Origin of the sequence: Dickeya dadantii NCPPB 898 (assembly GCF_000406145.1) — a bacterium.
In the GTDB taxonomy this organism is placed as follows: Bacteria; Pseudomonadota; Gammaproteobacteria; order Enterobacterales; family Enterobacteriaceae; genus Dickeya; species Dickeya dadantii.
Window position 1 is genome coordinate 523553 of sequence record NZ_CM001976.1, and the last position, 24766, is coordinate 548318.

24 protein-coding genes and 1 pseudogene are annotated in these 24766 nt (G+C 58.8%); 17 read left to right on the forward strand and 8 right to left on the reverse strand.

From position 1 onward, the window contains the following. Positions 1-43: 43 nt before the first annotated feature. The 8 genes from prfC (at position 44) to DDA898_RS02910 (ending at position 8038) form a co-directional block, all read left to right on the forward strand. Entirely contained in the window at positions 44-1633 is a 1590-nt protein-coding gene (prfC, locus tag DDA898_RS02875; protein WP_013316196.1) for a peptide chain release factor 3, read from the forward strand. Positions 1634-1972: 339 nt separating this feature from the next. Beyond that, positions 1973-2629 (forward strand): molecular chaperone OsmY, encoded by a 657-nt coding sequence (osmY, locus tag DDA898_RS02880; RefSeq protein WP_050570167.1) that lies wholly within the window; start codon positions 1973-1975, stop codon positions 2627-2629. A 160-nt stretch (positions 2630-2789) separates the two neighbouring features. Beyond that, positions 2790-2951 (forward strand): DUF1328 domain-containing protein, encoded by a 162-nt coding sequence (locus tag DDA898_RS21960; RefSeq protein ID WP_013316198.1) that lies wholly within the window; start codon positions 2790-2792, stop codon positions 2949-2951. A 98-nt stretch (positions 2952-3049) separates the two neighbouring features. Further along, positions 3050-3238: a CsbD family protein gene (locus DDA898_RS02885; RefSeq protein WP_038902526.1), complete on the forward strand. Its 189-nt coding sequence runs from the start codon at positions 3050-3052 to the stop codon at positions 3236-3238. A 70-nt stretch (positions 3239-3308) separates the two neighbouring features. After that, entirely contained in the window at positions 3309-4151 is an 843-nt protein-coding gene (locus DDA898_RS02890) for a TatD family hydrolase (protein WP_042318723.1), read from the forward strand. Between the two features lie 284 nt (positions 4152-4435). Continuing rightward, the gene (locus tag DDA898_RS02900) at positions 4436-5155 is read left to right on the forward strand and encodes a 4'-phosphopantetheinyl transferase family protein (protein ID WP_038910160.1); all 720 of its coding nucleotides are present in this window, start codon (positions 4436-4438) and stop codon (positions 5153-5155) included. A gap of 41 nt (positions 5156-5196) precedes the next feature. Beyond that, positions 5197-5961 (forward strand): SDR family oxidoreductase, encoded by a 765-nt coding sequence (locus DDA898_RS02905; protein WP_013316202.1) that lies wholly within the window; start codon positions 5197-5199, stop codon positions 5959-5961. Between the two features lie 358 nt (positions 5962-6319). Then, positions 6320-8038 (forward strand): methyl-accepting chemotaxis protein, encoded by a 1719-nt coding sequence (locus tag DDA898_RS02910; RefSeq protein WP_050570168.1) that lies wholly within the window; start codon positions 6320-6322, stop codon positions 8036-8038. A gap of 105 nt (positions 8039-8143) precedes the next feature. Here the strand turns inward: DDA898_RS02910 and DDA898_RS21965 are convergent. Together DDA898_RS21965 and DDA898_RS02915 are read right to left on the reverse strand one after the other, a co-directional pair. Continuing rightward, positions 8144-8248 (reverse strand): annotated as a pseudogene (locus DDA898_RS21965) (cupin); the annotation flags it as partial. A gap of 367 nt (positions 8249-8615) precedes the next feature. After that, positions 8616-9038 (reverse strand): flagellar protein FlhE, encoded by a 423-nt coding sequence (locus DDA898_RS02915; protein WP_050570170.1) that lies wholly within the window; start codon positions 9036-9038, stop codon positions 8616-8618. A 717-nt stretch (positions 9039-9755) separates the two neighbouring features. Between DDA898_RS02915 and DDA898_RS02920 the strand changes: the two genes are divergently transcribed. Both DDA898_RS02920 and DDA898_RS02925 read left to right on the forward strand, forming a co-directional pair. Next, the gene (locus DDA898_RS02920; protein ID WP_038900202.1) at positions 9756-10379 is read left to right on the forward strand and encodes an HD domain-containing protein; all 624 of its coding nucleotides are present in this window, start codon (positions 9756-9758) and stop codon (positions 10377-10379) included. A gap of 468 nt (positions 10380-10847) precedes the next feature. Next, positions 10848-12017, forward strand: a complete 1170-nt coding sequence (locus DDA898_RS02925; protein WP_038910161.1) for a M20 aminoacylase family protein — start codon at positions 10848-10850, stop codon at positions 12015-12017. Between the two features lie 27 nt (positions 12018-12044). Here the strand turns inward: DDA898_RS02925 and DDA898_RS02930 are convergent, their stop codons facing one another. Continuing rightward, entirely contained in the window at positions 12045-12287 is a 243-nt protein-coding gene (locus tag DDA898_RS02930) for a hypothetical protein (RefSeq protein ID WP_038910162.1), read from the reverse strand. 233 nt (positions 12288-12520) lie between these two features. Between DDA898_RS02930 and DDA898_RS02935 the strand changes: the two genes are divergently transcribed. From DDA898_RS02935 to ahpF, 5 genes are all read left to right on the forward strand, one after another. Then, positions 12521-13336, forward strand: a complete 816-nt coding sequence (locus tag DDA898_RS02935) for an ABC transporter ATP-binding protein (RefSeq protein WP_038910163.1) — start codon at positions 12521-12523, stop codon at positions 13334-13336. A gap of 47 nt (positions 13337-13383) precedes the next feature. Continuing rightward, entirely contained in the window at positions 13384-14325 is a 942-nt protein-coding gene (locus DDA898_RS02940; RefSeq protein ID WP_038912408.1) for an ABC transporter substrate-binding protein, read from the forward strand. Continuing rightward, positions 14322-15320 (forward strand): FecCD family ABC transporter permease, encoded by a 999-nt coding sequence (locus DDA898_RS02945; RefSeq protein WP_038910164.1) that lies wholly within the window; start codon positions 14322-14324, stop codon positions 15318-15320. The genes DDA898_RS02940 and DDA898_RS02945 overlap by 4 nt, the downstream gene beginning before the upstream one ends. A 104-nt stretch (positions 15321-15424) precedes the next feature. Then, positions 15425-15988 (forward strand): alkyl hydroperoxide reductase subunit C, encoded by a 564-nt coding sequence (ahpC, locus tag DDA898_RS02950; protein WP_013316214.1) that lies wholly within the window; start codon positions 15425-15427, stop codon positions 15986-15988. 73 nt (positions 15989-16061) lie between these two features. Continuing rightward, the gene (gene ahpF, locus DDA898_RS02955; RefSeq protein ID WP_013316215.1) at positions 16062-17624 is read left to right on the forward strand and encodes an alkyl hydroperoxide reductase subunit F; all 1563 of its coding nucleotides are present in this window, start codon (positions 16062-16064) and stop codon (positions 17622-17624) included. Positions 17625-17763: 139 nt separating this feature from the next. Here ahpF and DDA898_RS02960 read toward each other — a convergent pair whose 3' ends face one another. After that, the gene (locus tag DDA898_RS02960) at positions 17764-18594 is read right to left on the reverse strand and encodes a DUF1868 domain-containing protein (protein ID WP_038910165.1); all 831 of its coding nucleotides are present in this window, start codon (positions 18592-18594) and stop codon (positions 17764-17766) included. 234 nt (positions 18595-18828) lie between these two features. On the opposite strand from DDA898_RS02960, the gene DDA898_RS02965 reads away from it, so the two are divergent. Continuing rightward, a complete protein-coding gene (locus DDA898_RS02965) occupies positions 18829-19509 on the forward strand; it encodes a DapH/DapD/GlmU-related protein (protein WP_013316217.1) in 681 nt (226 codons plus the stop codon). On the opposite strand, the gene uraH is transcribed toward DDA898_RS02965, so the two are convergent. From uraH to DDA898_RS02980, 3 genes are all read right to left on the reverse strand, one after another. Next, positions 19494-19826 (reverse strand): hydroxyisourate hydrolase, encoded by a 333-nt coding sequence (uraH, locus tag DDA898_RS02970; protein ID WP_038900207.1) that lies wholly within the window; start codon positions 19824-19826, stop codon positions 19494-19496. The two genes, DDA898_RS02965 and uraH, sit on opposite strands and share 16 nt — an antisense overlap. Next, positions 19823-20323 (reverse strand): 2-oxo-4-hydroxy-4-carboxy-5-ureidoimidazoline decarboxylase, encoded by a 501-nt coding sequence (gene uraD / locus DDA898_RS02975; protein ID WP_038900208.1) that lies wholly within the window; start codon positions 20321-20323, stop codon positions 19823-19825. The genes uraH and uraD overlap by 4 nt, the downstream gene beginning before the upstream one ends. A 529-nt stretch (positions 20324-20852) precedes the next feature. Further along, positions 20853-23222: a heavy metal translocating P-type ATPase gene (locus DDA898_RS02980; protein ID WP_236616701.1), complete on the reverse strand. Its 2370-nt coding sequence runs from the start codon at positions 23220-23222 to the stop codon at positions 20853-20855. 69 nt (positions 23223-23291) lie between these two features. Between DDA898_RS02980 and cadR the strand changes: the two genes are divergently transcribed. Then, on the forward strand, positions 23292-23723 hold the full coding sequence (gene cadR, locus DDA898_RS02985) for a Cd(II)/Pb(II)-responsive transcriptional regulator (RefSeq protein WP_038910168.1): 432 nt from the start codon (positions 23292-23294) through the stop codon (positions 23721-23723). A 16-nt stretch (positions 23724-23739) separates the two neighbouring features. Here the strand turns inward: cadR and DDA898_RS02990 are convergent, their stop codons facing one another. Then, on the reverse strand, positions 23740-24762 hold the full coding sequence (locus DDA898_RS02990; RefSeq protein WP_038910169.1) for a LacI family DNA-binding transcriptional regulator: 1023 nt from the start codon (positions 24760-24762) through the stop codon (positions 23740-23742). Positions 24763-24766: the final 4 nt, after the last annotated feature.

The window sequence follows — 24766 nt, forward strand, 5'->3', positions numbered from 1 at the left end:
ATGCGCGTGTCGGGCGGCTAACTATTAAAGAAGCCTGAATAACATGTCTCCAAGTGAATACGCACGCGAAGTCTCGAAACGTCGGACATTCGCCATTATCTCTCACCCCGACGCCGGTAAAACCACCATTACGGAAAAGGTGTTGCTGTTCGGACAGGCGATTCAGGTCGCCGGTACGGTGAAAGGACGCGGCTCCAGCCAGCACGCCAAATCCGACTGGATGGAGATGGAAAAGCAGCGCGGTATCTCGATCACCACCTCGGTGATGCAGTTCCCTTACCGCGAATGCCTGGTCAACCTGCTGGATACGCCGGGGCACGAAGACTTTTCCGAAGATACCTACCGTACGCTGACCGCCGTCGACTGCTGCCTGATGGTGATCGACGCCGCCAAGGGCGTTGAGGATCGGACCCGCAAACTGATGGAAGTCACCCGTCTGCGCGACACGCCGATCCTGACCTTTATGAACAAGCTCGACCGCGATATCCGCGACCCGATGGAAGTGTTGGACGAAGTGGAAAGCGAGCTGAACATCGCCTGTGCGCCGATTACCTGGCCGATCGGCTGCGGTAAGCTGTTCAAGGGCGTTTACCACCTCTATAAGGATGAAACCTATCTTTATCAGAGCGGTATGGGCCACACCATTCAGGCCGTGCGCATCGTTAAAGGGCTGGATAATCCGGAACTGGATCAGGCGGTGGGCGAGGATCTGGCCGCGCAGTTGCGCGATGAGCTGGAACTGGTAAAAGGCGCGTCCCACGAATTTGAGCAGGACGCGTTCCTGAACGGCGAATTGACGCCGGTGTTCTTCGGCACCGCGCTGGGCAACTTTGGCGTAGACCATATGCTGGATGGGCTGGTGGCATGGGCGCCCACGCCGATGCCGCGTAAGACCGACGCGCGCGTGGTCAGCGCCGACGAAGAGAAGTTCAGCGGCTTTGTGTTCAAGATTCAGGCCAATATGGACCCGAAACACCGCGACCGCGTAGCGTTCATGCGTGTGGTGTCCGGCCGGTACGAGAAAGGCATGAAACTGCGTCAGGTGCGCACCGGCAAAGACGTGGTGATCTCCGACGCGCTGACCTTCATGGCGGGCGACCGTTCCCACGTGGAAGAAGCCTATCCGGGCGATATCATCGGTTTGCACAACCACGGCACCATTCAGATCGGCGATACCTTTACCCAGGGTGAAGATCTGAAATTCACCGGTATTCCCAACTTTGCACCGGAACTGTTTCGTCGTATCCGCCTGCGTGACCCGCTCAAGCAGAAACAGCTGCTGAAAGGGTTGGTGCAGCTGTCCGAAGAGGGCGCGGTGCAGGTGTTCCGTCCGCTGATCAACAACGATCTGATCGTGGGTGCGGTTGGGGTGCTGCAGTTTGACGTGGTGGTGGCGCGCCTGAAAACCGAATACAACGTGGAAGCGATATACGAGTCGGTGAACGTCTCCACGGCCCGTTGGGTCGAGTGCGGCGACGTGAAGAAATTCGAAGAGTTCAAGCGCAAGAATGAACAGTATCTGGCGCTTGATGGCGGCGACAATCTGGCATATGTGGCGCCGACCATGGTTAACCTCAACCTGGCGCAGGAACGTTATCCTGACGTGAAGTTCCATAAAACCCGCGAGCATTAATCGCCGGTTTACCGCCCACTCCGTCCGGAGTGGGCAAATTTTCTATCATTCCTTAACGATCAATATCTTGCCGTTGCTTTCCGGTCGGTTTTTCCGCCACGGACAAATCTGAAATCACCGCTTGTCGGCCGCTCCGCGCTGGGCTTTTCACTCGCATTAGCTATAGTTAACGCTGTGTTACGTTTTTGGTTCATTTAACTACCATTGGCTTATGCGTCGGTTTGTTATGTTGTTTTTATTCGTTTAATTAACGCGATAATCTGACTGATCATGACAGATCGCTCCGGGTTGATGGGTAAACCTGTTGTGAAACAGGCAATAACGATAAGGAAGGTATCGATGAAAAAGACCAAGATTGCACTTTCGACCAAATTTGCATTTCCAACCAAATTTGCATTTTCGCTGGCGACGGTGGTTCTGGGTACGGTACTGGCGGGCGGTCAGGCATTGGCTGAACAGGAAACGTTGGCGCAGCAGGCGCAGCGTATCGCGGATACCGCCGGTAAAAAAATCGATAGTTCCGTACAGCAGGCCGTAGGCTATGTGGATGACAGCACTCTCACCGCCAGAGTGAAAAGCGCGTTGCTGAAAGATGAAACGCTCGACGGCAATGACATTTCCGTTTCCACCCGCGATGGCGTGGTGACGCTTAGCGGCTTTATCAGCAGCCAGCAGATGGCGACCGGCGCGGTGAAAATCGCCGCCCAGACCGAAGGCGTCAAGTCGGTCAGTGACAAATTACAGGTGAAGGATGACAGCGGCGTACAGTCGGTCGGCAGCTATGCAGACGATACCCTCACCACCAGCACCATCAAGGCCAAACTGCTGGCGGATGACATTGTCCCTTCCCGCCACGTTAAGGTAGAAACCCACGACGGTATCGTGTTGTTGACCGGTCAGGTGACGAGCCGGGCGCAGGCCGATCGGGCGGAAGCCATCGCCAAAGCCGTCAGCGGCGTCAAAAGCGTTAAGAATGAGCTGACGGTGAAATCCTGACGCGTCTCGCCGCCGGAGCACCGGCGACAGCGCGGCGGCGTAATGTGCGCCGCCGTTATCCCTTTCTGACTGACCGCGGACCGTCGCCCGACGTATGCTGCCCAAATTCGGGGCGTACTGGCGACGGCAACCCTCGCCTTTTCGCACGCAAGGAGGTCTGATGTTTCGCTGGGGCATTATTTTTCTCATTATCGCAGTGATCGCCGCTGCGCTCGGGTTTGGCAGCCTGGCCGGTACGGCTGCGATGGCGGCCAAAATCGTGTTTGTGGTGGGGATTATCCTGTTTCTGCTCAGTTTGTTGATGGGCCGACGCCGGCCATAGCTTGTCTGAAGACGAAGCCATACGGTTGTCATATTTTTCCGCCACACTTTCCATGCCGTTTTTTGTCCGATTTTTGTCCTGTTCTGGGGGTCATCATGATGAATCTGGATGTCGCCATCGGCAGATGGAAGCAATGGAAAGGGTGTTTGTGGGAGCTGTGGGCCGAGTGCTTTGACAGCGACGGCGCCTGGGTGTCGGGAAATCACGGTTTTCTGGCCGGTGTGATGCAGGAATATTACGGAAAAGAGCAGGACGAGGTATCCTCGGAGCATGACAGTCTGCACTGAGGGATAACCGTTGCCCACCTACTATTTATCCGATGACGCATTATCCGATGACGCGTTATCCGGTGACGCGATGACGGCCGGGGAACCCGACCGCGCGCAGGCGGCGAACAACGTCGGGTTTATCGATACCCATTGCCACTTTGATTTTCCCCTGTTCGCTGAAAATGACGCCGGTAGTCTGGCGCAGGCGGCGCAGGCGGGCGTCCACCGCCTGATTGTGCCGGCCGTGGCCGCCGAACATTTTGAGCGGGTGCTGGAACTCAGTCAGCGTTGGCCTGCACTGTATGCCGCGCTGGGGCTGCATCCGCTGTATATCGCCGGGCATCAGGAAGCCCATCTGGCCGAACTGGCGTCCCTGCTGGCGCAGCCGCATCCCCGTTTGGTAGCGGTGGGGGAGATCGGCCTGGATCTTTACATGCCGGAACCGCAATTCGAACGGCAGAAAGCGTTTTTGGGCGCGCAACTTAAGCTGGCGGCCCAGCGCGATCTGCCGGTTATCCTCCATTCCCGCCGCAGTCACGATCAACTGGCGCAAATACTGCGCCGCTACCCGGTTCCCTGTACCGGCGTGGTACACGGTTTTGCCGGCAGCTACGATCAGGCGATGACCTTTATCCGCCTTGGTTACTACATCGGCGTGGGCGGCACCATCACGTATCCGCGCGCCAACAAGACCCGTCAGGCGATTGCGCGCCTGCCGCTCGACCGGCTGCTGTTGGAGACGGATGCGCCGGATATGCCGGTGTGCGGGTTTCAGGGGCAACCGAATCGCCCGGAGCGTATTACTTCGGTGTTCGAAACGCTGTGCGAATTACGTCCGGAGTGGCCGCAGGTCATTGCAGGCGCTATTCTCGCCAACACCCTGCGGTTATTTCCGGGGTTGCAGTCGCTGGAGCCTCACCAACCCGCCTGATGCCGCCGTCGTGGTCTTAGGCTCGCCGTTGACGCTGAACGCCGACGCCATAATACTGGCGTTTATTGCATCAATTGCTTTACTTTACGGTATCCTTGACGGCATCGGCGCAGACGTTGTCCAACCTGATGAGCGCCAGCATCGCCGGTTTCTTTTCGTCGGCGCTGGCGTAACGGCGGTCGGTGTTTCGCCGGATGCGCTTACGTTCAGTCGGCGATACATCGTCTTATTTACCGGAGAGCCTGATAGTGGACGGCTCACACCCGGTTGCAGAGTGCAGTGACATGCTTTCTTCATTTATCAATAATATCGAGTGGTTGACCGTTCGCCAGGCCGGCAATGAAACCACTTACCCTGGGCATTGCGCACGCTGTCATTTCGACCTGTCGGCGTACCGCGATGAGCTGTTTTTTCGGGCCGGTATTCCCATCCCGACGGAAATCGCGCGCTCGGTGCCGAAACGCCGGGCGGAGTATCTGGCGGGGCGTTATCTGGCAAAGGCGGTGTTATCCCGGCTGGGGGTGAATGACTATGTGCTGACCAGCGCGGCCGATCGCTCGCCGCAATGGCCGGAGCGTATCGCCGGTTCGCTCAGCCACAACGTCGATAGCGTGCTGTGCGCCGCGCATCAATGCCGCCATGACGGGTCCTGCGTTGGGCTGGATATTGAAACCCGGATGGATGTCGAACGCGCCAATAATCTGTGGCCCGGCATCGCCGATGAGATTGAGTATGACTGGCTGCATTCCCACAACCCCATCAGTTTCGCCAGTATGCTGACGCTGAGTTTTTCCGCCAAAGAGAGCCTGTACAAGGCATTGTATCCACAGGTAAAACGTTATTTCGATTTTCTGGATGTCCGCATGGTCGGGCTGGATACCGCACAGCAGACCTTCACGCTGCAATTGCTGACCGACCTGTCGCCGGCTTATCTGGCGGGGCGTCGTTTCTCGGGAACCTACCAATTGCGGGAAAACGATATCACCACGTTTCTGTTTGGTTGAACAGGATGCCATTGACGTCACGACAACAGGGAGCGACGAACATGAAGATGACCGGCAACACGATACTGATTACCGGCGGCGGCTCGGGTATCGGGCTGGGGCTGGCGGCGGCGTTTCACCAGCGGGGCAACCAGGTGATCATCGCCGGACGGCGCGAGGCGGCGTTGCGACAGGCGGCGGCCGATTTTCCCGGCATGGCCTGGCGGGTGCTGGATCAGCGCGATCCCGCGGCCATCAGCGCTTTTGTCGGGCAACTGACGCAGGATTATCCGGCGCTCAATGTGCTGATCAATAACGCCGGTATTCAGCGACGCGAAGACCTGACCCGGCCGGACCCGCAGCTGATCGACGACACGGTGTCGACCAACCTGCTGGGGCCGCTGTGGCTAACCGGTGCACTGATTCCGCATTTGCTGCGGCAGCCGCACGCGGCGGTGCTGAACGTGACGTCGGAGCTGGCGTTTCTGCCGCAGGCGATTACCCCAACCTATTGCGCCAGCAAAGCGGCGCTGCATGCCTACACCGACGCGCTGCGCTGCCAGTTGCGCCAGACGACGGTGCAGGTCATCGAGATTATTCCGCCCTGGGTGCAGACCGGATTGCAGGGCGACTGGGGTTATGACCCGCGCGCCATGCCGTTGCCGGACTTTATTGATGAAACGCTGGCTTTGCTGTCGCAACAGCCGGTGGCCGACGAGATTGTGGTGGAGCGCGCCCGCGCGTTGCGATTTGCCGAGCGAGAAGGGGCTTACGCCGAGCGTTTTCGGGCGTTCAACGTTGACCCGGAAACGGAAATCGGTAACTAAAAACGTACCCGGTTTTGGTTTCTCCGTCCTGGCGACGTATTTTCTGGCTTGTTATCCGGATGCAAAACTGTATCCGGATGTAATATTTCATGTTGGCTGATGTGTTTTGGTTTGTGCAACCGCCTCAATTTTAACCTGCCGGTGCGGGTTATTTCCCCATGTTTTTATAATGGATTTTATTTTATCATTTTAAATCAATTGATTAAGTTCGGTGCTTTCCTCTTGGTTTTTTGTTGAAATGCGTTTTTTTCGACGCCGTTCCCGCTGTATTCATTAATCCCCCGCGTTAACATGCCGATAACTAATGTAATGTTTTGTATAAAATCAGCATAAACGTACCCTCTTAAAGGAAAAAATGATGAATACAACCGCTCAGTCTCCTTCGTCGCCCGGTGTGAGTTTCTGGCACCACTGGCGGCTGATGCCGATGTTCAGTTCGATCATCGGCGTCATTCTGATCCTGTTCGCGTTGGCGATAGGGTTCTCGGTCCATTTTTTGATGCGCAGCAACAGTTCTCTCAATGACGTGACGGCGGAAATTCAGGTCCGTCTGGGGGTTTCCAACAGTTCCAACCACTTACGTACCGCCCGGCTGATGTTGATTCAGGCCGCCGCCGCCGCCAAGGATGGCGATAAAGACACCGCCAGCAGCAGTATCCAGCAGGCGGAAGGCCGTCTGAAACAGTCGGCTGACAGCTTTGCCACCTACCAGAGTCGTGAAGTAAAAACCCCGGCCGATCTGGCGCTGGATGACGCGCTACAGCAGCGCTACAACGACTACGTCAACAATGGCGTCAGGCCAATGCTGGATGCGGTGAAAACCGGCCGCTACGACGATGTGGTCACCACCGAATGGAAACAGACCCGTAAGCTTGACCTGGCCTACAACGAGGTGTTGCTGAAAGTGGTGGCGATCCGCACCCAGCGGGCGGAAGCGCTCAACAGCGAGGCGCAGCAAGAGTCAGTGTTGGGTTACAGCGTGATGGCCGCCAGCTTTGTGGTGGCGGTGCTGGTGTCGTTGTTTACCTACCTGTGCCTGCGCCGGGTGATTATCAAACCGATGCGCTCGCTGGTTGAACGTATCGAACACATCGCCTCCGGCGATCTCACCATGCCGCTGGCACAGTGGGGGCGCGGCGAAGTCGGTCAACTGGGGCAGTATTTGCAGAACATGCAGCAGTCGCTGGCGCGCACCGTCAGCAACGTGCGCCACGGGGTGGAAGCCATTTATCAGGGCATTACCGAAATTTCCGCCGGCAACAGCGACCTTTCTTCCCGCACGGAGGAACAGGCATCCGCGCTGGAACAGACCGCCTCCAGCATGGAAGAGCTGACTTCCACCGTGCGCCATAACGCCGACAACGCCAACCATGCCAGCCAACTGGCCGGCAATGCCTCCGGTAAAGCGCGGCAGGGCGGCGAACTGGTGGACAGCGTGGTGAAAACCATGGGCAATATCCATCAGAGTTCGAAGAAGATTTCCGAAATCACCAACATCATCAACGGTATCGCCTTCCAGACCAACATCCTGGCGCTCAACGCCGCGGTAGAAGCCGCGCGCGCCGGCGAACAGGGGCGTGGTTTTGCGGTAGTGGCGGGTGAGGTGCGCTCGCTGGCGCAGCGCAGCGCTCAGGCGGCCAAAGAGATCGAAGGGTTGATTACCGAATCCGTGTCGCTGGTGGAAACCGGCTCCGGTCAGGTCAGCCGCGCCGGGGAAACCATGCAGGATATCGTCAACGCCGTGACCAGCGTGACGGATATTATGGCGGAAATTTCGGTGGCGTCGCAGGAACAGAGCAAAGGCATCGATCAGGTCGGGCAGGCGATTAACTCTATCGATAATGTTACCCAGCAGAACGCCGCGCTGGTGGAGCAGGCTACCGCCGCCGCCGCGTCGCTGGCCGAACAGGCCGCCGGGCTGAATGAAGCGGTGTCGGCGTTTCGTATCGACGGCGCGGAACGCCGCCCGGCTATCAACATCGCGGCCCGTCCGGCTTCTGCGCAGGCGGCGTTGCCCAAGGCGCTCCCCGGCGCAAAAAAGGCCAAAAGCAGCAACGACGGCTGGGAAACCTTTTGAGTCTGGCAACTGACTAATAAATAACGCTCGTCAGTGAACGGGGAATACGTGAACGGGTAAAGCAAACGGGTAGCCTGTCGGCAGCCCGTTTTTTATGCCTGGCGGTTAGTAAAACGTCGGGCGGCCGGTGAAATGCCCGACCCAGCCGGACGGATTGGTAAAAATGCGAATGGCGGTGAAATCGGGAAACTCGCCGCTATCGAACCAGTGCGGTCATGGTCGTTACTCTCAACAAAAGGGGGTATGGCGTTAACCTTTCACTTTGCAGGGTTAAAAAACAAGATGCTTTATTTATAACTTATTACCAGACCTTTTTTTGATACGAGCGCGTAAAACAGTATTTACCTTTGCTTAACCGCGTGGAAGAGATTGTTGATATCAGGTTTTGTGGGGCGGGTTTCTGCGTTCATGTCGGTTGAAGATATTTGGGGGGTGTTCTCTGGCGGCTCCCGCCGAATAATTTATTTTTTTGAAATGTCATTAATATAGGCTGTTATTTATTTTCTATTTTATTATTTACTTTGATTTGATTAAGAATAAAGCAGGGAAGCAAAATACTTCCCTGCGGTTTGAATATTTATTGCCAGTTTACGATGACTTGCGCCTGCTGGCCGGAAACCGGTACCGTTCCGCCACTGGCTACGCGCATGGCAAAGAAGAACGGCTGTGCCGGGCTTTTGCCTTTAAATACTTCGGTTGACATTCTTCTTGTGCGGGAGACATCAACACAATTGCTGGTGCTGCCCTGACACAGATAAACACTCAGGCCTTGCGGATATCCCACTACATTCCATGTCCAGCTGACGTAAGTAATCGCACCGGTGGCCGGCGGATTGCCCTTAACCGGGACATCAGCGGTTTCGAGGAAATTACGGGCGTACACGCTGGGCAGTACCACGCTGGATGTGTAGCTGCCTGCCGCGATGGCCGCCTGAGAAAGTGAGGCTGCCAAAAGTGCGCCGCCCAGAGCGAGGCGTGTGAAAACTGATTTCCGTTTCATATAAATAACTCTCAATATGAGATGAATTGACCGACAGAAAATAGGTAGTGCCTGTCCATGCTGGTTATTTTATGGCTCAACCAGACCATGGCCGAGCGTTTTTTCGGCAGTGTAAATAATACCTGCTGATAATAGATGGTTATTTTCTGTCGACGAAAACCACTCCCCAGAGGTGAGAACAGGAATGGCAGCCGCTACGTTCTAATAATTAGCTGTTGATGTCAATTTTATATTTACTAATCCTGTTTTATATATGGGGATAAAAAAGGCGAAATAGTTTTGCTGATATTTATTTTCGATGATGGGTAAATAAGATGAAAAAATCATCTGAGCGATGCCGGTGAATAAAGCCGCAGCAAACCTGACCGCTGGGGTGGAAAGCGAGAAACGCGGGAATACGGGAATAAATGGCGACATGTCGGTGGCGTCTGAGCCACCGCTCGTATTGTCGCGGAGGCGCCGTCTGGAGATGAATGCCTGGTTATCAATCGTGCTTTAGCGTAACGAGCAGGGAATGCGGCGTCGCCTATTCGCCGTGCTTGCACACGGAGTTTATTCTTCGATAAAAAATAGTTTATTCTTAAATAATAAGCCAACCATAGCCTGATGGCGTTTTCCAGCATCATGATCGCTGTGCCCTGTGTATCAGGGGCGGCGACACGGTGTTGTGATGACGTCGCGAATGCATAGCCATTGACTCCATTTAAGGAGCAGAAAATGACACTTACTGAACGAGCCAGGATATTCGCCACCGCGGCGCATGCCGCCTGTGAGCAGAAACGGAAATATACCGGCGAGCCCTATATTGTTCATCCGGCGGCGGTGGTCGCCCTGTTAATGCAGATTGACCCATCGCCGGAAATGATTGCCGCCGCCTGGCTGCACGATACGGTGGAAGATACCGGCGTGACGCTGGAACTGGTGACCGAATTGTTTGGCACTCAGGTCGCGCGTTATGTGGAAATGCTGACCGATGTGCGCACCCGGCAAACCGGCGGCGAGCGCATTCACCGCAAAAACGCCAATTTGCTTCACAGCGCCGTCGCCTGCCCGGAGGCGCAGAGCATCAAGCTGTGCGACCTGATTGATAACAGCCGCAATATACTGGAGCACGACCCGGTGTTTGCCCGCCCGTACATGGTGGAGATGCGCCGCTTGTTAGCGGTGCTGACGCAGGGAGATCCAGGGTTGTATGCCGTTGCTACCCGTCAGTGCGAGCATAATATTCTTGCTATTCATCGTACGCTGGGCGACGAAGGCTGGTATCAGCAGCTATGGCAGCAATATGAAGCCCACCTGCCGCTGAGCGTAGTGCTGGCGCGAGCGCAGGCGCTGGCGTGAACGTGCGGATAGCGTCTGGGGTATTTACCGCTGACTCATTCCCATACCCGTCATAGTCAAACTCTGGCAGCCATTCAGAAATCACGGCCTGTTGCGTTGCCATGACCTCATTGATCAGCAGACTATTCCTGCTTTTTACCGATTAACATTTGTCGGAATATACCCGAAAGCGGGTGGAAATAACGCCAGAGGTCATTTTTCAAGGCGTCATTTTTATTCTTTGAAAGAATTAATTGTCCGCCGCCTTATATTAATTTCACTATAACTCATGATGAAATGTGATTCGCTGTCGCCTTTCCCGCCTCCTATGATGAATGGACGCAATCTGTTCCATTTATTGTCGACGGCCGGGAGGAAATATGGGGTTATGTCATGGGGCAGAACGGTTGACTGTCGGGGCTGTCGCGCCTGACGGCGGGGCGATGTGCGGTTGCCGTTGTGATACGGACATGAGGTGAGGAACGCCTGATGACGGAGATCCCGCGGCACATTATTGAGCAGGCTGTCGAATGGCGGCGTGACTTTCATGCCCATCCGGAAATCGGCCTGCACGAGCACCGCACTTCGGCGCGGGTGGCCGAACTGCTGGCGTCCTTCGGGCTGGAGGTGCATCAGGGAATGGCGCAGACCGGCGTCGTCGGGACGCTGCGCTGTGGCGACGGACCGGCCATCGGCCTGCGGGCGGACATGGACGCGCTGCCGATTCATGAACTGAACCACTTCCCCCACCGTTCCCGTGCCGAAGGCTGTATGCACGCCTGCGGACACGATGGCCATACCGCGATGCTGCTGGCGGCGGCGCGCCATCTGAGCGCGACCCGTGGTTTTCGCGGTACGGTGCATTTTGTGTTTCAGCCGGCAGAGGAGAACGCCGGCGGCGGAAAAATGATGATGCAGGAAGGGTTGTTCGAGCGTTTCCCGATGCAGGCGATCTATGCGCTGCACAACTGGCCGGGCCTGGCGGCGGGCGAGGTGGCGGTCAACCCCGGTCCGATGATGGCCTCGCAGGACAGTTTTCGCATTGTTCTGAGCGGCGTGGGATGCCATGCGGCGATGCCGGAGCGCGGCGCCGATCCGATCGTGGCCGCCGCCCAGCTGATTCTGGCGTTACAGACTATTACCGCCCGTCGGTTGTCGCCGCTGGAACAGGCGGTGATCAGCATCACCCGCATCGAAGGCGGAGAGGCCGTCAACGCCATTCCGGGCCAGGTCACGCTGGCGGGCACGCTGCGTTGTCTGACGCCGCACACGCGCGAGCGGGCGCGGCAACTGATTGGCGAGTATGTGCAGGCGGTGCCGCAGCCGATGGGGGTACAAAGCGAGTTGCGCTGGCGGAATGGTTATCCGGTAACGCAGAACCAGCCCGATGCGGCCGAGACGGTGCGCGAGGCGGCGATCGCGGCGTTGGGCACAACGCGGGTGCACTGGAATCAGCCCCCTTCAATGGCGGCGGAAGATTTCTCTTACCTGCTACAGGCCTGCCCCGGCGCTTATTTCTGGCTGGGCGCGGACGGCGCATCGCCATCGGCTTCGCTGCACAATGCGGAATACGATTTTAACGATGAGATTATCGCCAGCGGTGTTCGGGTGTGGGTGGCGCTGGTGGAGCGGTCGTTGCGTGCAAGCGAGGCCGGTTGATAACGACGATACAACCGGCTCTGATGCTTAACGACCGATACTTCTCAACTGGGCGCAAAACGGGCAGGTGCAGCCGCTGACCGATGTGGCATCGCAGATACCCAATTGACCGGCTTGCTGGCCGGTAGCGACATGACCGTTGCTGAATGCCGTTTCCACCTGCGCCAGCTTCATGGCGTCATTCGGGTTGATCGGCGCCAGTTTGGCCTGAAACGCCGAAGCGTTGGCCGCCGCAAATGAGAGAAAAACCAGCGACATCCTGAGTTTCATGACAGACCGCCTGTGGGTTGCAAAGTAAATCATGGTGCGAAGGAATAATGACGGTTTGTTATAACATAACCTTTTCTGCTGCGCATCCCTCGTCTTCATCCCCCAATCGTACAGTTTGTAAGCGTTCATGACGGCCACGCGGCCGTATCCGCCGACAGGGTTGACCGCGTTTTGTGGTCTTTATTTTGTTATGTTATAACATAACAAAATAAAGTGTCAGGAGGCGTTCTCGAATGTGGCAGGCCATGCCGCCTTTACTGCGGGTAGAACATTTGAACGTGGCGCATTACGCCGGCCAGCCTTTGCTTACCGATATTCATTTTACGGTCGGGAGCGGGGAGTGCCTGGCGATTGTCGGCCCTAACGGCAGCGGCAAATCCACGCTGTTGCGTGCGTTGCTGCACGACCCGCCGCCGGCAAGCGGCTGTGTCTGGCTGGGCGATAAACCGCTGGCGCAGCTGTCCCGGGCGCAACGGGCGCGACGTATCGCGCTGATGAGCCAGCATGACTCCCCCAGTCTCGCGTTAACGGTGGAGGAGTACGTGTCGCTTGGCTGTTTGCCGCATGCGAATGCGCTGTCGCTGTCGGCGCAACAAGCCACGGTGGCGCAGGTGCTGGATGAAACCGGCTTGTCGCCACTACGGCAGCGCAGCCTGGCGGCGCTGTCCGGCGGGGAGCGTCAGCGGGCGTTTCTGGCGCGCGCGCTGGCGCAGCGCCCGGATCTGCTGCTGCTGGACGAACCGACCAACCATCTCGACCCGCCTGGTCGAGCGGCGCTGCTGGCGCTGGTGCGGCAGCGCGGCATCGCCGTGGTGGCGGTATTACACGATTTGTCGCTGGTGGAGCCGTTCGCCGATCGGGTGCTGGTGCTGTGTCAGGGCCGACAGGCATGTTGGGATGTGCCGTCGCGGGCGCTCGCCAGCGATTGTATCTACCCGGTGTTCGGCATTCGCAGCTTCACGGTTCCGCATCCGGAAACCGGCCTGCCGTTTCGCTTGTTTGACGCGCCCGCAGGCGCGTGTGGATTCATTACCAGAGGAAGTCTATGAAAATATCATGCGGCGGTGCGTCGCTAGTTAACGGTTCGGCCGCGTTGATGGGGCTGTTGTTGGGATTGAGCGCCGTCACGGCGCAGGCGTCGGGGTTCCCGGTGACGGTACAGAGTTGCGGTAAGCCGCTGACCTTCACCCAGGCGCCGCAGCGCGCCATCATCAACGATCTCAACATGTCCGAAATGGCGTTTGCGCTGCATCTGCAACCGCAGATTGTCGGCCTGACCGGCATCAGCGGCTGGTACAAGATGACGCCGGAATTCCGCCGGCAAATGGGGACGATTCCGGAGTTGTCGCCGAAATACCCGTCGCTGGAAACCTTGCTGGCTGCCAGTCCGGATTTCTTCTTCGCCGGCTGGAACTACGGCATGAAAGTGGGCGGCGACGTCACGCCGGACACGCTGGCGAAATACGGCGTCAAAACGCTGGTGCTGAGTGAAAGCTGTATTTTTGAAGACCAGCATCGTCCGCGCGCCAGCATGGATTTGCTGTACGGCGACGAACTGACGCTGGGGAAAATTTTCGGCCGCGAGGAACAGGCGCAGGCGCTGGTGGAACAGTGGAAGGCACGGCTGGCGGCCTTGCCTACACCGCCGTCGGGTCAGGCGCCGCTCAAGGTATTCGTCTATGACTCCGGCGAGGATAAACCCTTTACCAGCGGCGTTTACGCCATGCCGACCGCCATTATCGACGCCGCGGGCGGCCGCAATGTAATGGACGGTATGGCGGCAAGCTGGGCCACCACCTCCTGGGAAACGGTGGCAGCGGCGGAGCCGGATCTGATCATTCTGCTGGATTACCAGAACGGCGGCGGCGCGGCGGCGTTGCAGCATTTTCTGGAGGCTCACCCGCTGATGAAACACACCCCGGCGGTGGCGCATCAGCGCTATCTGAAGCTGCAATACGCCGAGCTGACGCCGGGGCCGGCCAATATCGACGCGATTGAAAAGCTCGCTCACGCGCTCTATCCGGCTGCGGCCCGATGAGGGCGCGCCGTCATTACACGCTGATCTGCCTGCTGATAGTAACCCTGCTTCTGGCGATGATGCTGTTCAGCACCGCGGTGGGCGCTATCCGTATTCCGCTGGCGCAGGTGCTGGCGGCGCTGACGCCGGATCACGGCGACGCGCCGGACAGCGTGCGCCGCATCGTGCTGGAACTGCGCCTGCCGCGCACCCTGCTGGCGGCGATCACCGGCGCCGGGCTGGCGATGGTCGGCGCACTGCTGCAAACCACCACCCGCAACGATCTGGCGGATCCGTTTCTGTTCGGCTTGTCCTCCGGCGCGTCGGCGGGCGCGGTGCTGGTGATCACCCGTTTTGGCGAATGGTTCGGCGCGTTCACGCTGCCGGTCGCGGCGTTTGGCGGCGGCATTTGCTCGGCGCTGGCGGTGATGCTGCTGTTTTTCCTACGACAGGGACGGCAGGCCGAGCATCTGGTGATCTGCGGGCTGGCTATTTCGTTTTTGTTTGGCGCGCTCACCAGTTATCTGGCGTTCTCCGGCGACCAGCGTGCCGCCAGTTCGGTGCTGTTCTGGTCGCTGGGCGGGCTGGGGCTGGCGCGCTGGGAAAATCTGCCAGTGGCGTTAAGTAGCCTGGCGTTGCTGGTTGGGTTAGTGCTGGCGCGCTGGCGGGCGCTGGATAGCCTGCTGGCCGGGGAGCAGACGGCGGCGTCGCTGGGGGTTCACGTCAACCGGTTGCGGATCGACGTGTTTCTGTGTTGCGCGCTGGCGACGGCATTGCTGGTGTCGCTGACCGGCGTGATCGGGTTTGTCGGGCTGATGGTGCCGCATCTGTGCCGCCCGCTGGCCGGGGCGCGCCATCGGCGGCTGATCCCGCTGTGTGGCTTGCTGGGGGCGGCGCTGCTGTGCGGCGGCGATACCCTCAGCCGGGTGTTGCTGCCGTCGCAGGAACTGCCGGTGGGGATTGTTACCGCCGGGTTGGGAGGCGTTTTCGTGATTGTTCTGCTGGCAAAACGTTAGGTATTGCTTATCGATTTGATAAAGACAACGCATTAGCGACATACGTCACATTTTTGTATCTTACATCTCAAGCCAAACACATTCGAACACATGAGGAAACTGAGATGTCCGTTATCAATACTAAAGTTAAACCGTTTAAAAACCAGGCCTTTAAAGATGGTCAGTTCATCGAAGTGACCGAGAAAAGCATCGAAGGCAAATGGAGCGTGTTCTTCTTCTATCCGGCTGACTTTACGTTTGTCTGCCCGACCGAATTGGGCGACGTAGCGGATTATTACGACGAGTTCCAGAAAATCGGCGTAGATATCTACTCTGTGTCCACCGACACCCACTTTACTCACAAAGCCTGGCACGGCAGCTCCGACACCATCGCCAAAATCAAATACGCGATGATCGGCGACCCGACCTGCCAGCTGACCCGCAACTTCGAAAACCTGCGTGAAGACCAGGGTCTGGCTGACCGCGGCACCTTCATCGTTGACCCGGAAGGCATCATCCAGGCGGTGGAAATCACGGCGGAAGGCATCGGCCGCGACGCGTCCGACCTGCTGCGCAAAGTGAAAGCCGCTCAGTACGTGGCGTCTCACCCAGGTGAAGTGTGCCCGGCTAAATGGAAAGAAGGCGATGCTACGCTGGCGCCGTCTCTGGACCTGGTTGGCAAAATCTAAGTCCGACTCTCTCTCTGATGCTTTTATCGGGTGCGTTGCACCCGATTTTTTACGCCAACGCCAAGGATAATCTATGCTCGACAATAATATGCAGCTCCAGTTGAAAGCCTATCTGGAAAAATTAACCAAACCTGTTGAGTTAGTGGCGACGCTGGACGACTCAGCCAAATCCGCTGAAGTTCGGGAACTGCTGACCGAAATCGCCGGGTTGTCCGATAAAGTCAGTTTCTTTGAAAATAACGATCTGCCGGTGCGTAAGCCTTCGTTCCTGATAACCAATCCGGGGTCGGCCAACGGGCCGCGTTTTGCCGGTGCGCCGATGGGACATGAATTTACCTCGCTGGTGCTGGCGTTGCTGCAAACCGGTGGTCACCCGTCGAAAGAAGCGAAAGAATTACTCGATCAAATCCGCGATCTGGACGGTAAGTTCCACTTTGAAACCTATTACTCGCTGACCTGCCACAACTGCCCGGATGTGGTGCAGGCGCTGAATTTAATGTCCGTTCTGAACCCGAACGTCACCCACACCGCGATTGACGGCGGCGTGTTTCAGGATGAGATCAAAGACCGCAATATCATGGGGGTGCCCACGGTATTCCTCAACGGCGAACATTTCAGCCAGGGCCGCATGAGCCTGGGGGAAATCGTCGGTAAGATCGACACCGGCGCCAACGCCCGCGTGGTCGACAAGCTGAACAGCCGCCCGGTGTATGACGTGCTGATCGTCGGCAGTGGCCCGGCGGGCGCGGCAGCGGCCGTATACGCGGCCCGTAAGGGGATCCGCACCGGTCTGATGGGCGAGCGTTTCGGCGGCCAGATTCTGGATACCGTCGATATCGAAAACTACATTTCGGTGCCGAAGACCGAAGGCGCCAAACTGGCGACCGCGCTGAAAACCCACGTGGACGACTACGATGTCGATGTTATCGATCTGCAGAGCGCGCAGAAACTGATTCCGGCTTCCGAACCGGGTCAGCCGCACCAGATTGAAACCGTCTCCGGCGCGGTGCTGAAATCCCGCAGCATCATCATTGCCACCGGCGCGCGCTGGCGCAACATGAACGTGCCGGGCGAAGATCAGTACCGCACCCGCGGCGTGACCTATTGCCCGCACTGCGACGGCCCGCTGTTTAAAGGTAAGCACGTGGCGGTGATCGGCGGCGGCAACTCTGGCGTGGAAGCGGCCATCGACCTGGCGGGTGTGGTGAAACATGTGACCCTGCTGGAGTTCGCGCCGGAGCTGAAAGCGGATTCGGTGTTGCAGAACAAACTGCGCAGCCTGCCGAACGTGGACGTTATCGTGAACGCCCAGACCAGCGAAGTGCTGGGCGACGGCCAGAAAGTCACCGGCCTGCAGTACAAGGATCGCGTTACTGACAGCGTTCACAAGCTGGCGCTGGAAGGGATTTTCGTGCAGATCGGCCTGCTGCCAAACACCGGCTGGCTGGAAGGCGCGGTTGACCGCAACCGTATTGGTGAAATCGAGATCGATGCCCGCTGCGAAACCAGCGTGAAAGGCGTATTTGCGGCGGGCGACTGCACCACCGTGCCTTACAAGCAGATCATTATCGCCACCGGCGAAGGCGCCAAGGCTTCCCTGAGCGCGTTTGATTATCTGATCAGAACCCAGGCGTGATTTGCGCGGGTCCGAACCCTGTTCCATCCTGTGGCCTGACCGGCCACTTTCGGGCTGTTACCCTCATGCGTTAACCTGATCTTTCAGGCGACCCGACCCCCTTCAGCTGGTCTGAAGGGTTTTTTTTACGGATAGCCCATCAGGCGGTCAGCGGCACAGTGATGACCGGCTGGCCGACGTTAAACTGGGTATCGAACGCGAACATATCGTTGAAGACGCAGAACTCCGGCACGCCCACTTCCAGCACCGGCACCTGCTGTTGCAGATAGCGCAGGCACGCCTGCTGAACTTTCAGATACGCTTCCGATTCCTCTTCCGTCATCCAGCGCACCAGATATCCCAACGTAACGTGAAAGCGATAGGTATCGTGGTCCGGCGCGCGGATCGCCAGCCGTTCGGACAGCCGATCCCGCAGGGTGCGCAACTTGCGTTCTTCATTGTCATCCGCCGGCGTCAGGCGCAGCGTGGCGCCGGAGTCCTGCCGGGCGTTGAAGTCGGTGATACGCAGTTTAAACGGCAGCGTGGCTTGCAGATCGAATCCCACCAGCTTACGCGCCAGATGGTCGGTACAGCTTTGCATGGGCGCGTCGGTCGGCAGGTCGGCCGGCCAGAACGGTAATTTGCGTTTGGATTCGGTCACGCCTTCAAACACCGTCATGTGGTAACTGGAGGGCGGGGTGAAGGCCAGGCTGGGGCTGAAATCCTGCTGTCTGAGCGTATCGCGCACCGCGGTAAAGGCATTCGACGCGCTAGAACCCAGTGGGATGTGGGAAATAATGGTGTTGCCGGGGAAGCGCCTGACGCTGCCGTCGGGATTGAATTTGCCGCCGATGTCGCGCGGCGTGGGCACCAGAGAACCGGATGGGCGCATGGTTCTGAACGTGTCGTCGGCTCTGGCGTTGGCGAACAACGACATACCGTAAGCCAGCAACGGCAATTGTAAGACGAAGCGGCGGCGTAACGGGTTCATAGCTCCTCCCTGTGGTTGACGATGGATAGATATGGATAGATGTGCTGTCCGCCTAGGTTAGGCGCACTTTGGTGACGGGTAAATTTCACGCAACCATGAAGTTGTAAGCGGATCTTAATCGCGCCGGACCTGACATGTTGCTGTCATCGACCAGTGACAGAGTGACATTTTGGCTTCGTCACGCTTGTTGACGCCAGTTTTTCCATTGACTTCACCGCACCAGGAAAACCGATTATGTGCCCTCAACCGCCATCGCCGGTGCTCAGCCCGGAACCCCGCCTTGCCAGTGATGTAAAAGCTCACCATATCGAATTGGGACGTTGGACCGAAGTGGCTGAACGTACCGTACTCAACCATGTTTCGCTGGGTGATTACAGCTACATCATGAACGATTGCGACCTGATGTTTACCCGCATCGGCAAATTTACCTCGATCGCCTCGCATGTGCGCATCAATCCCAGCAACCACCCGTGGTGGCGGCCGACGCTGCATCATTTCACCTATCGCCCCGGTAAATACCGCCTGAGCGATAACCCGGCGACGGTGGACGAGGAAATTTTCACCTGGCGCCAGCAGGATAACGTGGTGATCGGCCATGATGTCTGGATCGGTCATGGCGCGATCGTGCTGCCGGGCGTGACCATCGGCAACGGCGCCATTGTCGGAGCGGGCAGCATCGTGACCAAATCGGTACCGGCCTGGACGGTGGTGGTCGGCAACCCGGCGCGGGTGCTGCGTCCGCGCTTTGAAGACCCGGCGGTAGCGGAAAAGCTGGAGCAACTGAGCTGGTGGGACTGGCCGGACGAGAAGATCCGCGATCATCTCCACCTGTTCCAGCAGGATGTGACCGCGTTTGTCGACTATTTCTATCGCGACCCGTCGCTCCCGATTCAATCTGATCAACTGCCGCGGTAGGTAGACCACGACCAGGGCGAAATCAGAAACGGCAGGTGGTAATGCCCGGCGTCGCCGAGGCGCACGTCAATCTGCGCGCTCACGTACAACGCTTCCCGGTTGCCGGCGGCAAACCAGCGGCCGATATCTGCCGTCAGGCGGTAGTGACCGGCGGGCAGCGGGTCGGGCGTGAAGCTGGCGATGCGGCCGTCATCGTCGGTATGATGCCGCGCCACCGGTTGCCAGCTGTCGTGCACTCGCCGCTCCAGCAGCACAAGGACGCCCGCCGCCGGCTGGCCCAGCGCCGTATCCAGAATGTGGGTGCTAAGCGTACTCATTCGCCGATCGTTCCTTCCAGTCTGAGCAGGGTAATCTGGCGCAACTGTTCCAGCGCTTCCGCCGTTTCCTGCTGAGGCGTGTTTTGCAGCCGGCGATGCAGAATTTGCAGGATTTCTTCGCCGCTGCGGCCTTTGGCGCGAATCAGAAACACCCGGCCAAACTGAGATTCGTAACGGGCGTTGCCCGTCCGTAATGCGTTGGTCAGCGTGTTATCGTTGGTGCGCACCACCGCCTGTTCCTGACGGGACAAACCGGCTTCCGGCGTCGCACTGTGCGCCGGCTCGCCGATGCGCGGGTGCGTGCGCAACGCCTGAGCCAGTTCTTCTTCCTGCCAGCCTTTAGTCGCCTGTAATCCGGCCGCCAGCAACGCCGCACGGTTGCCGTAGGGCCGGCCGGCGGTGACCTGTTTGGCCCAGCCGGGCAGGGCCACGCACGGTGTTAGCAGCGCCACCGCTTCGCTGACATTGAGCAGATTAAACTGTTCTAACGTGATCATCGTCGCTCCTTGTTCGGTTGTCTTGACGCAATACGACGTGAATTCCCTGTTGTCACGCCGGTTTCGTAGGATAGGATTTTGTCATTGCAACTAGCGTGCCAGCTATAACCTGACCGGCAGGTTGGAAACCGTTGTAGCCCGCTGCATACAATCGGCTCACGGTAGCGCAACGCACTGCACTGTAGTGGTGCGGTCGGGGGCATGGTGCAATCATGGTGCAGTGTGTCTGGTGTCATTCGTTACCGTATGACTCGGTTGTGGGGGCTGAAGGCTTCTGTCGGCGTTGTCGGCCGCCGGTTGTTGCTCTGTTTTTGAAGTGAGTAATCACTAATTTGATGGGGCGCTTTATAGCTAGCGGCACTGCTGACTGAGCGGCGGGCTATCAGCAGCCCGCCTGATGGAATGAGACACTGAAAGTTGGTGAGTGCTTATTTACTTTGTGGTAAATAGCCTGTTGCAGACACTGCGCTGGCAAATAGCCCGCTAACAGAGGCCCCGGCGATGTGTCTCCTGCCTGCCCACTGCGTGGTTACGCCGGTTGAGGCTGCTGATGTTGGCGTGTGCTAACCGGCGCCTGACGCAGCAGCCGCAGGCCGTTGCCCACCACCAGCAGGCTGGCGCCGACATCGGCGAACACCGCCATCCACATGGTGCCCATACCCAGCAGCGTGAGCGTCAGGAACAGCGCCTTGATGCCGAGCGCCAGCACGATGTTCTGGATCAGGATGGCGCGGGTGGCTTTGGAAATGAGCACAAATTCCGGGATTTTGCGCAAGTCGTCGTTCATCAGCGCCACATCGGCGGTTTCAATCGCGCTGTCGGTGCCCATCGTTCCCATGGCGAAACCGATATCCGCGCGCGCCAGCGCCGGGGTATCGTTGATGCCGTCGCCCACCATGCCGGTCACGCCCTGCGCCGACAGCCGTTCAATCTGCGACAGCTTGTCTTCCGGCAACAGGTTGCCGCGCGCTTCATCAATCCCCACATCACGGGCGATGGCCTGCGCCACGTGCTGATTGTCGCCGGTGAGCATCAGGGTTTTAATGCCGGCCTGATGCAGCTCGTTGATCGCTTCCTGACTGGAGGGTTTCACCGTGTCTGCCACCGCCATCAGCGCCAGAATCTGTCGCCCGTCGCCCAGAATGATCGCAGTGTTGCCCGCCTGCTCCAGTGCGCTCAGCCGCTCGGTAATGCCGTCGGCCGCGTCGCCCAGCCACAGTCTGGCCAGCCGCTGGTTGCCGAGGAAATAGCGCTGTCCCTGTAAGGTGCCGATGACGCCCTGTCCGGCGACGGCGCTGAAATCGTCGACGTCGATCAACGGCGTGCCGGCTTGTTGCGCCGCTCTCGCCACCGCCTGCGATACCGGGTGGTCGGAACGGCTGGCCAGGCTGGCGGCCAGTTGTCGGCAGCGGGCGTCGTCAACGCCGGCGACTGACTCAAAGCCGGTCTGTACCGGTTTGCCGTGGGTCAGGGTGCCGGTTTTGTCCAGCGCCAGCCAGGCGAGGGCATGGCCTTTTTCCAGAAAGACCCCGCCTTTGATCAGAATGCCGCGCCGCGCCGCCGCCGCCAGCCCGCTGACGATGGTCACCGGGGTGGAAATCACCAGCGCGCACGGACAGGCGATCACCAACAGCACCAACGCTTTGTAGGTCCAGTCCAGCCAGTCGCCATCGGCAAACAGCGGCGGCAGCACTGCCACCAGCAGCGCCCCCAGAAATACCAGTGGGGTGTAGACGCGGGCAAACTGGTCGACAAACCGCTGCGTCGGCGCTTTGGTTCCCTGCGCCTGTTCCACCGCGTGAATAATGCGCGCCAGCGTAGTGTTGGCCGCCGCCGCCGTCACCCGATATTCAAACGAGCCGCTTTCATTGATGGTGCCGGCAAACACGCTGTCGCCGACACGTTTATCCACCGGCAGGCTTTCCCCGGTAATCGGCGCCTGATTGACGGCGGAGTGGCCGCTGGTGATTTCACCATCCAGCGCGATACGTTCGCCGGGGCGCACCCGCACGATGCTGCCCGGCGTGACGGTTTTGGCTTCTACTTCGCGCCAGTCGCCATCCGGCTGTTGTACGGTGGCGGTGTCCGGCGCCAGATTCATCAGCCCGGCGATGGCGTTGCGGGCTCTGTCCAGCGAACGCGCCTCAATGTGCTCGGCGAGGGTAAACAGCACCATCACCATTGCCGCTTCCGGCCACTGTTGCAGGAAAAGCGCGCCGGTTACCGCGATGCTCATCAGCGCGTTGATGTTCAGGTTGCCGGTACGAAGGGCAATCCAGCCTTTGCGGTAGGTGGTCAGCCCGCTGGCCGCCACGGCGAGAATCGCCAGCACCGCGGCCCACCACTCGGGCAGACCGGTCCACTCAACCGCTTCCGCGGCGGCGGCGGCCACTACCGCCAGCCCCAGCGGCCACCAGGCTTTTTTCTGCTCCGGCGGCAGAGGCGTACGGTCGTTTTCGGTGCGGACTTCGGGTTCAAAACCTAACGAACGGATCGCGGTCAGCACCTTGTCCAGCGCGTCGTAGCGGTGGGTGACGGTCATCACCCGTTGCATCAGGTTAAACTCCAGTTCGCTCACTTCCGGCAGGGCGTCGAGTTTTTTGCGCAGCATCACCTCTTCGGTCGGGCAGTCCATCTGCATGATGCGGATCGGCGTGCGCTGCTGGTCGCCGGTGCGTTCCGCACTCGTCAGCTCTGAGGTCGGCTGGGGCGGCGCCGAATGGTCGCAGCAATGACTGGCGCACGATTGCTCGCTGTGCTGAGCGTGAGCGGAGCTGGGTGCCGCCTGGACCACCCCGACATGTGCCTGCTGGTGCGGCCGGAACAGGGCCTTGCCCGGTTTTTCCAGCGCAACGGGCTGGAACTGACGGCGAGAAGTGGGTGAATGTTTCTCTGACATGGTTGATTCCTGTTCGGGATTTTGCTGTAGTAAAAACCCTGTAGCAACTACAGGGTCAAGGGGAATCACATGAAAATCGGCGATCTGGCGAAAGCGACCAACACCACACCGGAAACCATTCGTTTTTATGAGAAGAAAGGGCTATTGCCCGAACCGGAACGCACCGAAGGGAACTACCGTCACTATTATCAGTTTCATGTTGATCGGCTGCGGTTTATCCGTAACTGCCGTTCGCTGGACATGAACCATGATGAAATCCGCGCTCTGATTACGCTGAGCGAGCAGCCGGCCGCCAGCTGCGAGGGGGTGAACGTGTTGCTGAATGAACATCTGGGGCACGTGGAAGCGCGCATCGCCGAGCTGCAGCAACTGAAAGCGCAACTGATGCACATCAGCCAGCGCTGTCAGGTGACGCAGACGGTGGACGGTTGCGGCATCCTGCACGGTTTGTCTGCGCTGGAACCCGAAGAAAGCGGCACCGGTCATACGCATTTGGGGTGAGCGCGTACTCGCCTGATTATGCCGATTCCCGCTCGATAAGCTGAAAGCCGATGTCGACAATGGCGTCGCTGTGCGTATCGCCGGCGATGCTGTCTGCCAGTAAAGTGGCCGCCCGGCGCCCCATCTCCTGCCTGTCGATACCGACCGTGGTGAGGGCGGGCCGGTTGCTGGCGGCAAAATCCAGATCGCCGAACCCCATCACCGCCAGATCCTGCGGAACACGCAGGCCACGACTTTCCGCTTCCATGATCGCGCCCTGCGCCAGTGTGTCCGAACTGCAGACGACAACATCGGGTTGGTTCTGCTCAAGCAACTGACTTAGCCCGTGACGGCCAAATGCCAGCGTGGCCGGCAGAGGCGCGTCGATGCAGGCCGGCAGGGGAACGCCGTGGCCGGACAGCGCGTTGCACAAACCGGTTTTGCGCCTCGCGGCGCGCGGGTCCGCCGTCCAGATCAGGCCCGGGCGCTGATATCCTTTACGGCGGATATACTCTGCGATCGTCATCCCGACCTTTTCATGCGAGAACCCCACCAGCATATCCAGCGGCGTTGGCGTGAGATCCCAGATTTCCACCACGGGAACCGCGGCGTTGAGAATGATTTTTTTAAGCGCGGGCGAGTGATGGATGCCGGTGAGCACCACGCCGTCTGGGCGGCGCGACAGCAGCGTCGCCACCAGTTCCTCCTCGGCCTGCTGCGTGTATCCCGCCACACAAAGCAGCATGTGATACCCGCGTCGCGCCAGTTCATCGCTGAGGGCCTGAATGGTATCGACAAACATGTTGTTATTGATTTGCGGCACCACAACGGCAATCAGCTTGCTGCGTCGGGAGGCCAGCCCGCCCGCCAGCGCGTTCGGAATATACCCGGTGGCGCGCACCGCTTCCTGCACCTTTTCAATGGTTTTGGCGCGCACCAGCGCGGGGGTGTTAAGCGCGCGGCTGACCGTCATGGAAGAGAGGCCCGCCGCCCGGGCGACGTCATCCAGCGTTGGCGCGCGTACTGCGGCGGCATGTCGCGTTGTTTTTTTGGTACTCACAGTG

Excerpts from the sequence above, each read along its gene's own strand:
- uraH (WP_038900207.1), bottom strand. The coding sequence starts at position 19,826 with ATGAGTACGCTTAGCACCCACATTCTGGATACGGCGCTGGGCCAGCCG.
- DDA898_RS21960 (WP_013316198.1), top strand. The coding sequence starts at position 2,790 with ATGTTTCGCTGGGGCATTATTTTTCTCATTATCGCAGTGATCGCCGCT.
- DDA898_RS02915 (WP_050570170.1), bottom strand. The coding sequence starts at position 9,038 with ATGAAACGGAAATCAGTTTTCACACGCCTCGCTCTGGGCGGCGCACTT.
- cadR (WP_038910168.1), top strand. The coding sequence starts at position 23,292 with ATGAAAATCGGCGATCTGGCGAAAGCGACCAACACCACACCGGAAACC.
- prfC (WP_013316196.1), top strand. The coding sequence starts at position 44 with ATGTCTCCAAGTGAATACGCACGCGAAGTCTCGAAACGTCGGACATTC.
- DDA898_RS02935 (WP_038910163.1), top strand. The coding sequence starts at position 12,521 with ATGTGGCAGGCCATGCCGCCTTTACTGCGGGTAGAACATTTGAACGTG.
- DDA898_RS02925 (WP_038910161.1), top strand. The coding sequence starts at position 10,848 with ATGACGGAGATCCCGCGGCACATTATTGAGCAGGCTGTCGAATGGCGG.
- DDA898_RS02910 (WP_050570168.1), top strand. The coding sequence starts at position 6,320 with ATGAATACAACCGCTCAGTCTCCTTCGTCGCCCGGTGTGAGTTTCTGG.
- osmY (WP_050570167.1), top strand. The coding sequence starts at position 1,973 with ATGAAAAAGACCAAGATTGCACTTTCGACCAAATTTGCATTTCCAACC.
- DDA898_RS02980 (WP_236616701.1), bottom strand. The coding sequence starts at position 23,222 with ATGTCAGAGAAACATTCACCCACTTCTCGCCGTCAGTTCCAGCCCGTT.
- DDA898_RS02885 (WP_038902526.1), top strand. The coding sequence starts at position 3,050 with ATGAATCTGGATGTCGCCATCGGCAGATGGAAGCAATGGAAAGGGTGT.
- DDA898_RS02965 (WP_013316217.1), top strand. The coding sequence starts at position 18,829 with ATGTGCCCTCAACCGCCATCGCCGGTGCTCAGCCCGGAACCCCGCCTT.
- DDA898_RS02960 (WP_038910165.1), bottom strand. The coding sequence starts at position 18,594 with ATGAACCCGTTACGCCGCCGCTTCGTCTTACAATTGCCGTTGCTGGCT.
- DDA898_RS02945 (WP_038910164.1), top strand. The coding sequence starts at position 14,322 with ATGAGGGCGCGCCGTCATTACACGCTGATCTGCCTGCTGATAGTAACC.
- ahpF (WP_013316215.1), top strand. The coding sequence starts at position 16,062 with ATGCTCGACAATAATATGCAGCTCCAGTTGAAAGCCTATCTGGAAAAA.
- DDA898_RS02920 (WP_038900202.1), top strand. The coding sequence starts at position 9,756 with ATGACACTTACTGAACGAGCCAGGATATTCGCCACCGCGGCGCATGCC.
- ahpC (WP_013316214.1), top strand. The coding sequence starts at position 15,425 with ATGTCCGTTATCAATACTAAAGTTAAACCGTTTAAAAACCAGGCCTTT.
- uraD (WP_038900208.1), bottom strand. The coding sequence starts at position 20,323 with ATGATCACGTTAGAACAGTTTAATCTGCTCAATGTCAGCGAAGCGGTG.
- DDA898_RS02905 (WP_013316202.1), top strand. The coding sequence starts at position 5,197 with ATGAAGATGACCGGCAACACGATACTGATTACCGGCGGCGGCTCGGGT.
- DDA898_RS02940 (WP_038912408.1), top strand. The coding sequence starts at position 13,384 with ATGGGGCTGTTGTTGGGATTGAGCGCCGTCACGGCGCAGGCGTCGGGG.
- DDA898_RS02930 (WP_038910162.1), bottom strand. The coding sequence starts at position 12,287 with ATGAAACTCAGGATGTCGCTGGTTTTTCTCTCATTTGCGGCGGCCAAC.
- DDA898_RS02900 (WP_038910160.1), top strand. The coding sequence starts at position 4,436 with ATGCTTTCTTCATTTATCAATAATATCGAGTGGTTGACCGTTCGCCAG.
- DDA898_RS02890 (WP_042318723.1), top strand. The coding sequence starts at position 3,309 with ATGACGGCCGGGGAACCCGACCGCGCGCAGGCGGCGAACAACGTCGGG.